The 12,377-nt window shown below is 45.0% G+C and carries 7 protein-coding genes and 1 pseudogene; 4 read left to right on the plus strand and 4 right to left on the minus strand.

The genetic code is table 11. The annotated features are described in order from the left end of the window. Positions 1-28: 28 nt before the first annotated feature. The gene (locus NQ518_RS03030; RefSeq protein WP_040562047.1) at positions 29-1,696 is read right to left on the minus strand and encodes a DUF6377 domain-containing protein; all 1,668 of its coding nucleotides are present in this window, start codon (positions 1,694-1,696) and stop codon (positions 29-31) included. Between the two features lie 283 nt (positions 1,697-1,979). On the opposite strand from NQ518_RS03030, the pseudogene NQ518_RS03035 reads away from it, so the two are divergent. From NQ518_RS03035 to NQ518_RS03050, 4 genes and pseudogenes are all read left to right on the plus strand, one after another. Further along, positions 1,980-4,966, plus strand: a pseudogene (locus NQ518_RS03035) (SusC/RagA family TonB-linked outer membrane protein). 20 nt (positions 4,967-4,986) lie between these two features. After that, positions 4,987-6,510: a RagB/SusD family nutrient uptake outer membrane protein gene (locus tag NQ518_RS03040; RefSeq protein WP_040562049.1), complete on the plus strand. Its 1,524-nt coding sequence runs from the start codon at positions 4,987-4,989 to the stop codon at positions 6,508-6,510. A 29-nt stretch (positions 6,511-6,539) separates the two neighbouring features. Continuing rightward, complete coding sequence (locus NQ518_RS03045; RefSeq protein WP_227960922.1) at positions 6,540-8,093, plus strand: glycoside hydrolase family 30 protein; 1,554 nt, start codon at positions 6,540-6,542, stop codon at positions 8,091-8,093. Positions 8,094-8,095: 2 nt separating this feature from the next. Beyond that, positions 8,096-9,445, plus strand: a complete 1,350-nt coding sequence (locus NQ518_RS03050; RefSeq protein WP_227960920.1) for a DUF5121 domain-containing protein — start codon at positions 8,096-8,098, stop codon at positions 9,443-9,445. Positions 9,446-9,777: 332 nt separating this feature from the next. Here the strand turns inward: NQ518_RS03050 and rpmA are convergent, their stop codons facing one another. From rpmA to NQ518_RS03065, 3 genes are all read right to left on the minus strand, one after another. Beyond that, positions 9,778-10,068 carry a 50S ribosomal protein L27 gene (gene rpmA, locus NQ518_RS03055; protein WP_008121848.1) on the minus strand — a complete coding sequence of 97 codons (291 nt, stop codon included), beginning with the start codon at positions 10,066-10,068 and terminating at the stop codon, positions 9,778-9,780. A 20-nt stretch (positions 10,069-10,088) separates the two neighbouring features. After that, complete coding sequence (gene rplU / locus NQ518_RS03060) at positions 10,089-10,406, minus strand: 50S ribosomal protein L21 (protein WP_004347757.1); 318 nt, start codon at positions 10,404-10,406, stop codon at positions 10,089-10,091. A gap of 287 nt (positions 10,407-10,693) precedes the next feature. Beyond that, complete coding sequence (locus NQ518_RS03065) at positions 10,694-12,340, minus strand: dipeptidase (RefSeq protein ID WP_227960918.1); 1,647 nt, start codon at positions 12,338-12,340, stop codon at positions 10,694-10,696. Between the last annotated feature and the right edge of the window lie 37 nt (positions 12,341-12,377).

Below are 12,377 nucleotides of genomic sequence, written 5' to 3' on the forward strand. Positions count from 1 at the left end.
TAATTGATACTTAAATATGGTGTACGTCCTACATCGTTATATTCTTAACGCGCTTCTCAAATTCACTGCGGTCGCAAAGGGCTTTTTTCTTAATGCGGGCACGATAATTATAGATAGAATTAGGTGAATAATTGAGGAATTCGGCAATGCGGGAACTCTCCTCAATGCCCAGTCGTATGAGCGCAAAGATGCGCAGGTCGGTAGTCAGCTGTCCGCCGTGGGGAATGTGGATACGATGTTCGGGTTGGAGCAACGCGTTGAAATCATTGACAAAATTGGGAAAAAGATGAAGAAAGACGGTATCAAAATTGTAGAATAACTCGTTCAGCTCATTGGATTTGAGCTCGTCGGTTTCCGTCATTTTCAACAAGTCGTTATATTGTCTGGCCTTGAGCTTTCTATTGACTTTGATGCGGTAGTTATCGAGTTTATCGATATATTCGGAACACGTGGAAAGGAATTTACCGATGTACTCGTCTTTCATCTTGTTGGCATCGGAAAGCTGATGATTGGTAGATGAAAGGAGCGTATTAGCATTGGAAAGTTGCTCGTTGAGGATTTCCAATCTACTGTTGATGCTTTTCAATTCGTTTCTGGCCTTGGCAAGCTGTGTCCGTTTGTGTTGAACATAGAAGATGATACCGAGCAGAATAATGGAAAGAAGACTGACAACAACGATGAGTAACATGAGATGGTGGTTGGCACTTTGCAGACTGTCGCGGTAGTTGTTGTTGATGAGTGTCAGGATGGGCGAAACGAGCCAGCCACGCATGTGCGTGCTGAAATGGGAAACGCAAGTCCACGAGAAATCCATATACTGATAGGCTCTGTCGTTATCGCCATCCTCACTGAGCAGATTGGCGAGATTCCACAGAGAACTCTGGTCCATGACAGCACTGTTAATGTCGCACAGGGCCGATATGGCCAGCCAACGTTTCTGCTCATCACGGTTTTTCATCTTGCGGTAGATCTCCGCGCGGAAGAAAGCCATGATAGCATAGTCGTGGGTTCCGTAGCTGACCTGTTTCTCCCATTGAGTGGATGTTTTCAGTGCCTCTTGATATTGATCGCTGTTGTTGAGTCTTTCGGTCTTTCTCCATAAGTATGGAATAGAATTGTGGGGGGCGATGGCATTGAGAGAATCACTATATTGGTCTGCTATATGATAATACTGTTGCGCTATCTGTGAATCTTTCGAAAAGAAAGCTAAATCGCCATAGAAATGACTGCCTACGAAATAATAGTTTATGCGATCTTCCATGCTAAGCCTTTCAAGAGGAATCTGCTGAAAATGGAATATGGCCTCGTTGTAAAATCCAGAGAGTCCATACTGATTGGCCAACAGCAGCCGACGATTGTTAAGAAGGTCTTTGCGCTTCAATGCTTTGGCTAGTTCCAGTCCGCGACCAAGCCATACGAGCGCAGAGTCGTTGCTGTAGGAATAATATTCACGATACAATCCGTCCGCCAACTCATAGCGTGCTTGAAGATTGCTCATGCCCTCATACTGCCGGCGTAAAACAGAAAGGCGATGTTCTTTGGTCTTGATATGTTGTTGAGAATTTTTGATGGAGCGGTCTAAAAGTGAATAGAGCTCGTTAAGAGAAAGCTGTGTCTCGGAACGATTGGAATGCGCCATAGACGATTCCTGGGACAAAGCGAAGATAAAAAATAAGAGTAAAAGTCTTATTTTCATGACGGTTAAATATAATTAATAGGCACACAAATATACCATATTTTTCAGTTTCAACAAACATTTTACATTGTTTTATGATGCCTTTAAGCTGTAAAGAACAAAATCATTTCTATATTAAAACACCTGAACATAAAACACAACATCATGTATATCAATAATATATCATTTTCCACCATACAGAATTATCCACATTGATACCTTTGTATGTAAACAAAGCTTGATTCTATTAATTAAATTTGCAAAACAAAACTTAAACATCTGTCAATAACTAAAAACATTTAGAATGAGAAACAATCAGAAATTGTGGCCAAAAGCCATCATGCTCTCTGTGGCGTTCCTGTGTTTTACCATGACAGCCGTCGCACAAATAATAAAAGTGAGCGGTGTAGTCCTGGATACCCATCAAGAACCCATTATAGGAGCTACCGTGAAGGTAATAGGAACCGGCAGCGGGACCGTAACCGATATAGACGGTAAATTTAGCCTTGAGGCTAACCGCTCTGCGCGTGTGAGCATTTCTTATGTAGGCTACAAAACTTTGGAACAACGTGTACAACCCAATATGCATGTTGTTATGGAGGAGGAAGCCAACATCCTCTCGGAGGTCGTGGCCATAGGTTACGGTTCGGTGAAACGAAAAGATGTGACCACAGCTGTATCGAGTGTGAACACCGAAGACCTGGAAACACGTCCTATTGTGACGCCGTGCAGGGTATGCAGGGAAAAGCAGCCGGACTGCAAATTAGTCAGGCCAACGGCCAACCCGGTTCTGCGCCGACGATACGTGTGCGGGGTACCACTTCGCTCAACGGAAGCAATAACCCGCTGTATGTGGTAGATGGTGTGCCTGTAGACAACATTGACTATCTATCAGCCAACGACATTGACAACATCCAAATTCTTAAGGATGCTTCGTCGGCAGCCATCTACGGATCGAGAGCTGCCAACGGTGTGGTTATCATCGGAACCAAACAAGGAAAATCTGGTGTAGCTAAGGTAAGCCTTAGTGCACATTATGCCTTCAATACCGTTCGTGACAACCAAGATCCACTCAACGCAGAAGAATACAAGGATCTCATCAATGATATGAACGAGAAGGGCGTTTTGAGTCTGAAACTCCCCGCAGAACTTAGAGACCGAACCGACTGGAAGAAGGAAGTGTACCGAACAGGCAACGTGCAGAACTACCAACTGGCCATTACCAACGGAAACGATAAGCTACGCTATTACCTTTCAGGAGGATATACGGGAGAGAACGGTGTGATTGTGAGCTCCAGCTACAAACGCTACAATATGCGGGGATCGCTGGAGAACGAAATCAGTAAATGGCTCACGTTTAACGGCAGTGTGGCTTATTCTGATTATACTTTTAAAGGAACAGGCATTATCTCGGGAACGAGTAGCGACCGGGGTGGAGTGGTTCCCGCCATTCTGGGCACGCCGACGTATGCTCCGATATGGGATCCAGCTCGCCCGGGTCAGTATTACACAGACTTTTATGGTGTAAATGTGGACGGACCACTGGAGAATATAGCCCGTACCAAAGACAACAAGAGCCAATACAACAAACTGTTGGCAACTGGAAAGTTTATCGTTACTTTCATACCAGAACTTACATTGACAAGCACCGTTTCGTTTGATCGGTCATCGTCAATCGTCACCAATTTTCTTGACCCAAAACTTACACGCGAGGGTCGCAACCAGAACGGTACGGGCTATGACGGGCGTTCGACAGGAACGGTATGGACCATCGATAATGTGCTGAATTGGAAAAAGAATTTCGACAAACACGGACTAGACGCCATGGCCGGATCTTCATGGACGCAGAGCGACTGGAGCCAAAACTATATCAATGGATCCGACTATGCTGACGACCTCTTTCGCACACTCAACGCTGCCAATAAAATCAGTTGGAGTGGCACCGGTTCATCTGCTTCCGACTGGAAGATTTTTTCATTCTTCGGTCGTTTGCAATACAACTGGAACAGCACTTATATGCTGACCGCCAACCTACGTGCCGATGGTAGCTCAAGACTTGCTCCCGGACATCGATGGGGTGTTTTCCCCTCTTTCTCAGGCGCATGGCGTATCTCCAACGAGAACTTCATGAAAGACATAGAATGGATTGACGACATGAAGATTCGTGGCGGATGGGGCCAAACTGGTAACCAAAGCGGACTGGGAGACTACGGCTATCTGGCTCTCTATAACTTCGGACGCATACAATGGTGGGAAACGGGCAACGAACATGCTGTTCCAACCCGCACACAAGGTTCACTGAGCAATCCAGAACTTACCTGGGAGACTACCTCTCAAATGGATATTGGGTTTGACTTGACCATGTTGCGCAACCGATTGACTTTCTATTTTGACTGGTACTACAAGAAGACCAGTGATATGCTGATGCACATTACGTTGCCGGCTGGAAGTGCTGCTGCCAGAAATCTGACCTATAACGGAGGAGAAATTGAAAACAAGGGAATGGAATTCTCCATAGACTCCAAAAACCTGACGGGTAACTTCAAATGGAATACCAATTTCAACATTTCGTTTAACCGTAACAAGCTGACCCGTCTCGAGCTGGTGCCAGTGTACTGGGGTGCAGTCACCAACGACAATGTGGGACAAAGCGTGGTGCGAAACGCTGTGGGCCATCCGTTGGGAGCCTTTTGGGGTTACGTGGCCGATGGCGTGGATAAAGAAACGGGCGACATGATTTATCGTGACGTAAATGAAGACGGTGTTGTTTCGGCTAGTGACCGTACCTATATCGGCGACCCTAATCCAGACTTTACTTATGGTCTGACCAACACCTTCTCATGGAAGGGTCTCAATCTGAGCATCCTCGTGCAAGGTAGCGTAGGCAACGACATCTATAATGTGTCGCGTATGGAAAGTGAAGGTATGTTTAACGGAAGAAACCAAAGCAAAGGAGTTCTGGACCGTTGGAAAGTACCAGGCCAAAACAAGTCTGTTCCAAGAGTAGGCTTTAATCAGCAAAACTCCACCTATTATCTTGAAGACGGCAGTTATCTGCGAGTTAAGGATATATCCTTATCCTACGATGTTCCTAAGAACGCTATCGACAAACTTCACCTTACCCGCCTCATGCCATACATATCTTTTTCAAATCTCCTGACATGGACCAATTATAGCGGTCGCGACCCGGAGGTAAACCAGTATGGGAACAGCGGTGGTGTGCAAGGAATCGACTGGGGAACTTACCCCCTGAACCGCTCGTTTGTCATGGGACTTAAAGTAGAATTCTAATCATTAACACCACTATCATCATGACAACAAAACAATATATCAAAACAATACTAATGGGATGTGCGCTATCAGCCACAACAGCCTGTTCATTGGACACAGAGCCTATATCCCAAGCCTCGGAACTAACCGAAGGCTCACAAACCGACACAACTACAGCCGTACTGAAGAATAGGGAAGCTGCCCTGAGCCAGCGAACGGCTTTATACAAACTCTTTAAAAACCGACAGGAACACATGCATCTGGACTATTTGCTGCTTGGGGAAGCCCATGCCGACAATGCCTACGGAGGAACAACTGGGCAGGAAACCATTCCCACGGAAACCAATGCCCTGGATGCCGCCACGGGAACGATGAGCCGCGACTGGAGCCGGTATCTGGAAGACATTGCCAAAGCCAACGTGCTCATCAATGGTGTAGAACAGCTTCACAAGAAAGGAGAAGTTAGCGATGCAGAGTATCGTCAATGGTGTGCGGAAGGACAAATATTCCGTGCCTTGATGATGTTCCGCATGGTCAGGATGTGGGGTTCACTGCCTGTCATCACGAAAGTGGCGCAGACCATTACCTCCGACAATATCAAAGAGGTTTATCCCACTTACTTTCCACCACGTTCCACAACAGAGGAATGTTATCATCAGATTATCGAAGACTTGGAATATGCAGAGCTAAACGCCCCCGACATTTCGTCAACCGACCGCACGCTGATGTCGAAGACTGTAGCGCAGGCCTTCCTATGCAAGGTGTACGCCGAGAAGGCCGTGCGTGATTATGACAAGGTGATTGCTTACGCTGAAAAGGTGAGAAACACGCCTGGCGTGGCTTTGGAAAAAGACTTTTCCACCCTATGGGGATGGAACGCTAAAACCAAGGACTGCATGAAGCGCAACACCACTGAGGGAATACTTGAGATTCAGTGGTTCCCCGGAGCCGGCAACTGGGAATCATGGATGTACGGCCGATGTCTGGAAGATTATGACAATAGCTTCACTTGGGCCAAATGGGTAACCCCATCACGCGACCTGATCAGAGCCTTTGAAGCCGAGAACGACACGCTGAGAAAGAATCAGACCATCGTTTATTATGACTGCTCGTGGAGCAACTACTATCCGTCTTCACACTATGCCTTCATGTTTAAACTGCGTTCGGGTTACAACAACGTATATGTTGTTCGTTTGGCCGACATCATCCTTCTTGAGGCAGAAGCTTATGCAAACAAGGGCAATTTGGCTGAAGCAGCCAAGCTCGTGAACATCATCAGGCAAAGGGCCAAGCTCCCCGTTTTGGATACCAAATACACGTCATCTAAAGAAAAAATGCAGGAAGCCGTTTTACTGGAACGCCGGTTGGAGCTTGCCATGGAAGGCGAGCGATGGTACGACCTATGTCGCAACGACAAAGTGGAAAGTGTCATGAATAGTCTCAACAGCAGAGATGAAGGACGCCTACCACAGGCAAGACCATTTGACGAGAACTCTTATTTGCTCCCAATACCTCAGTCGGCTATTGACGAGAACGATAACTTACGTCAGAATCCCGGCTATTAATTCCAACCCCATCAATTATCAATAAACTTATGAAAAAGAAAAATATGTATATCACTTCACTGCTTCTCAGTGCCAACCTTTTCTTGTCTATTGCATGCTCAGTGGACAGCGGTCTCAATATTCAGCCTGAAGTTAAGCCAGAAAATCCCACACCCTCTCCAGTTCCTCAAGCCAACAAGGTGAAAACATTCACTACAACATCCGACGGTTTTATACAGCTGGCTCAGAAGGAAATTTCGCTCAAAGCTGGAGAGTCTTTAGCTCCGTCGACCATTCTCATCGATGATACGAAAGTGGGACAAGAAATCGACGGATTTGGCTTTGCCATCACTTACAGCACATGTTACAATCTCCTTCACATGAGTGCTGCAGACAGAGCCGATTTTCTGAAACGCACCTATTCGGAAACCGAAGGATACGGTGTGAGCTATGCGAGAATATCTATTGGATGCAATGACTTTTCGAGTACCGAATATACCTTGTGCGATGAGAAAGGATTAGAGCATTTCCGCCTGTATAAAGACGAGACTGACTATGTAATTCCCATTCTCAAGGAGATTCTGGCCATCAATCCCAAACTCAAGATTGTAGCAGCACCATGGACCTGTCCGAAATGGATGAAAGTGAAAGACCTGAAGACAAAGACTCCATTCGACTCATGGACCGACGGACATGTAAATCCTGATCATTACACCGACTATGCCAACTATTTCGTGAAGTTTGTACAGACCATGAAAGCTGAAGGCATCAACATCTATGCAGTGAGTCCACAGAATGAGCCGCTCAACAGAGCCAACTGCGCCTCGACCTATATGCCCTGGCAGGAACAGGCAGAGTTTGTCAAAGAATTGGCCAAAGCTTTCAAAAAGAATGCGCTGAAGACTAAGATCTACCTTTTCGACCACAACTACAACTACGACAACAAGGCCGATCAGGAAGACTATCCCGTCAAGATATACAACGCGCTTGGCAACGAGTTCGAAGGGTCTGAATATGTAGTTGGTGCAGCCTATCACGACTATGGTGGAAGCAATACCGAGTTAGATGATATTTATGCCAAGGCTCCCGACAAGGAACTCATCTTCTCTGAGAGTTCCATCGGTACCTGGAACAACGGGCGTAATCTTTCCGCCAGATTGTTGCCCGATATGAAAAACGTCATCTTGGGAACAGTGAACAGACACTGCAAGGCTGTGTTGGTATGGAATCTGATGCTCGATGAGAAGATGGGGCCCAACCTCGACGGAGGCTGCCAGACTTGCTACGGCGCTGTGGATATTGCATCGGACTACAAGACGCTGCATCGCAATTCTCACTACTACATCATTAGCCATATATCCAGCGTGGTGCGCCCCGGAGCCGTTCGGATAGAAGATTCAAGCCGTAGCGCACACATCAAGGATGTAGACTATGCCACATTCCGCAATCCCGATTCCACCTACGGCATCGTATTGGCCAACAGCGGTGGCCACGACCAGATGATAACCGTCAGCAACGGTGCATACAACTTCCAGGTAACAGTTCCTGCCGAAGGTGTTGTATCATGTATATGGAATCCTTCTGTAACATCTAAAAAAGATTGAAAATGAAAAGATATATCAAACATATCCTTGCTCTCATCATTGCAGTGCCGCTACTTGTGGCCTGTAATGATGAAGAAACCACGACAGGGAATCCTGTCATCACGGTTTCTACCGAACGGCTTTCCGCCACGATGGGCGACAGTATAGATTATCATGTGAACTGCTCTAACAGCACGGGAGTTCCCCTCTCCACCCTTAAAGTAGAACTGTGCTACGGAGGGGAAGTCGTAGCCACACAAACAGTCAGAACCAAGACAGAGGGAACATACAGCGGACGTATTAAAGCGCCTTTTTACCGTTCCATTCCCAATGGTACGGCCGAGCTTCGCTTTACACTACAGGATGTATCTCTGGCAATAACAGAAAAAAGTCTTGAGGTGGACATCCAACGTCCGAAATTCAAATCCATCGATTTCGTTTGTGCAGATGGGAAAACTTATGCCATGACACCATCAGCCGAGAATCCCTACTTGTTCACCACTATCATCAATACTCCCTCTACGGTTACCAAGGGCCATTTCAAGGCTCCTACCGTTGGGAATACACACGAGCCATTGTTGTTTGGATGGAATGGCAAGGAAGTAGCCCTGGGAAACGATGGCGACATCACCTTTACCTCTGAGAATGCGGGAGATGTAGAGATCAGCTTCGATATGCGGTATTTCGAGTACGGACCAACCTACGAAGCCCAAGTCACATTAGTTCAGTTTGCCACAAGCGGCGAAACACAAGTGCTAAATATGTCGCGAGGAAAACTATATGAGTTTGAGGGATCACCGGAAATGAAATCAGACGAATGGTATTACGACCCAGATTTCCTGAGCCGGAACAACGACGGCACATTCACATTCGAAGCCCTCACGGGAAGCTATTCGCTCACGGCAGACTTCGAGAAGAAGTACTTCCGCATACATCCGCTGGCAGAGAATGGCAACCCAGCCTCACTACAACCCGACGGCACAGGTTGTATATGGATTATCGGAAGCGAAGGTATGAACAAGCCTACATGGAAAGCCATCAACCATGGCTGGTGGACTGGGGTAGATGTTGATGTGGCCATGGCTCCCATAGCTGATAAAGTATACCAAGTGACGTTGACCATCGGACAGCAACTGAATGCCAAAGATATCAACTTCAAGTTCTTCGGTCAGCCCAACTGGGGTGTGGAATTCGGTAAAGCTGGTTCCGACCATTATCTCGTTACCGACAATCCCTATTTCAAAGTTCAGGAGAAAGATGGCAATATCGCCATCGCCGACGATGCAACAATCAAAGATGGAGAAACCTACGTCTTCACCATTGACTGTTCAGCAGGAATGAAGCCTGCCAAACTGAAGGTTGCAAAACAATAAGAAATGAATCTTTGAGACCAAAGCTCACATGGGGCTTTGGTCTCAAAAATTTCCTTTCACAGACGGTTATGATGATAGGCAATATAGCTGCGTTATGTCATTACATATATGACGAGAAACTGCAGCCACTGAAAGAGCTTTTTGTTTTTATATTCACTGAATCTACAGACTGACCCCTAATAATTCGTTATGATTAGAGTTCAGGGCTAAACAACTTCTCACTGAAAGTCAAACAGTATCTTGTAATGTAGCGAAAGATTCTTAAGCAAGAATCCCAATCCTCGGATGAGAATTGGGAACCTGTTGTTTGTTTGGAATAAGTTTGAAAATTGTTAAGCTTCTGCTTTTTTCATTTTTTCTGCGTAAGCTTCTTCTGAAAGAACAGAAACGGTACTCTTGTCTTTACGACCTTTTTGGAAATAAACGATACCATCACTTAAAGCATATAGTGTATCGTCTTTGCCCATTCCAACATTCTGTCCTGGGTTATGCTTTGAGCCACGTTGACGAACAATGATGTTGCCTGCGATGACACTTTGACCACCCCAAATCTTTACGCCTAATCTTTTCGATTCTGAATCACGGCCGTTCTTAGAACTACCTACACCTTTCTTATGTGCCATTGTTGAATTCCTCCTAAAATTTAAGCGATTACTTGTTTAACTTCTACTTCAGTGAACTGCTCGCGATGACCATTCTTCTTACGATAGTCTTTGCGACGCTTCATCTTGAAAACGATGACTTTGTCACCTTTCACAAGAGGGTTCACAACTTCTACTACTACTTTTGCACCTTCTACAGTAGGTGTGCCGACAGTGATAGCTCCTTCATTGTCTACCAGGAGTACCTTGTCAAACTCAACAGTTTTTCCACTCTCAACATCTTTGATGTGGTGAACAAAAAGCTTTTTTCCTTGTTCAACTTTAAACTGCTGACCGTTAATTTCTACGATTGCGTACATTATTATTTATTAATAAACGGTTTTCTTCCGCAAGGCGACTGATACTTATCAGTACTTATTCTGGCCTTAACGGACTAAATCAGCTGCAAAGGTACTCATTTTTCATTGTAATCTGATGAAATAGGCGAACTAAACACTAATTTTAAGAGAGATTAACACTGAAACAAACATAATATCCACCCGAAAGTTTTTGTCGTTTATCTGTGAAATCAAGGTTAAAACCTTTTATTTACCATAATAACGGTTATATGTAAAGTTGCATACTAAATAACCTTATATTGAAAGTGTTAGTTTTCTTCCTTCGTCAAATATTTTGTTCCAGTGCGAGTGACAAGTTCCTTTGCAAATGATTTTGGAAAGCCGGGACGTTTGACTTTAGCTCCGAGACCTGTCTTTGTTTTTAAGAATCGACCGTTTCTTTCTGGCTTTATTGTCATGTCGTTGTATTTCACAATCAAATGTATTGCAAGTTGCTTCCATCGCCCAAGCATCTCTTGCGCCTTTTGGTTGGAATAATCATTAAGATAATTAATTGCATCAAGTTTGTTGGAGCTATATCGTCTTTGAGCTTCAGCTTCTATTTCTTGTTGATTGTTAAAATACGATGATTCCAAGGAATCACGGACTGTTTGAAGGTCACCGAACATCTGATGATAACGCGGATAAACCATGTTGCTAACCCAGTTACAAACCCAAAACGCATTTTTATCTGAGAATGTAACAGCATCTGCACCTGGCGTGTTGTAACACTCTGGTTGCGTTGTATTTCCGCAATAGATAGGAGTATATGCAATCATGTTCCCATCATCATTGCCAAACCAAAGAAGTCCGCCGATTTCACGTGGCAACCAGTTTCTCATCTGACTGACATAGGAAAATGCAGATTGTTGAGTAGACGTAGGCCGCTCATTAAAATACTGCTTGTCACCAACCTTATACATCAACGGTGTGGGCCGATATGGCATTTGCCAAATTCCACCTCCAATGTCCACGCTGTCCAAAGCAAGTGGTGTACCTTCGTAATGATCGCGCATGCATGTTTGGATATCTTGCACGCTCACTTTCTTCTTCGGATAAATCCACAGAGGCATGTCTTCTGCATTTGGATCTTTGCCCATTGCCCATGGCAAATAGCGAGTCATATCTTGGAAATGATTGAAAAAGCTCCATACGCGAGCATCACAGAACCTTCTACCGGAAAAATCAGGTTTCGCATAAGTATCTTTCCAAGAAAAGTCAGCATCTTTTCCTGAATACCAACCTTTCTCCCTTGCAAATTTAACAACGTCTTTCGCATACATGACGTTCTTCTTGTCCTTCATGTTGAACTTCGAGATGCGACTTTGGTTTGCATGTCCGCATATAGCGTCATCAGGAATACGCATGGCCACCCATACGGTGCCTTTACTACCAGGTCCCTTCCCCATCATTTCCATGATCCAAGCTTCATTGGGATCACAAATGGTAAAAGTCTCACCTTCACTGTTATATCCATATTGATTGGTCAAAGTAGTCATCACCTTGATTGCTTCCCGCGCTGTTTTTGACCGTTGCAACGCGATGTATATCAGTGAACCATAGTCGATTATGCCAGTTGAATCAACCATTTCTTCCCTTCCGCCATAAGTTGTTTCTCCAATTGTCACTTGGTATTCATTGATGTTGCCAATGACATTATAGGTTTCAGCTGCTTCTGGAATTTGGCCATGATACTCGTTATTATCCCAGTCGTAAATATCACGCATCGTGCCAGGTTGATGTTTACCTGCAGGGAAATGGCACAAGCCAATAAACAGCCCATAATCATCTGCGTTGTAAGAACAGATAACTGAGCCATCTGCAGAGGCCTTCTTTCCCACAATAAAGTTCGTGCATGCCAAAACATTCTGCAGGTTGAGGACAAGTGCACAAACCGTCATGAAAACAACTTTCATACATAGCGAATCAACGTTATGCTCACTCTTGGTAAAA

Origin of the sequence: Hoylesella buccalis ATCC 35310 (assembly GCF_025151385.1) — a bacterium.
GTDB classification, from domain to species: domain Bacteria; phylum Bacteroidota; class Bacteroidia; order Bacteroidales; family Bacteroidaceae; genus Prevotella; species Prevotella buccalis.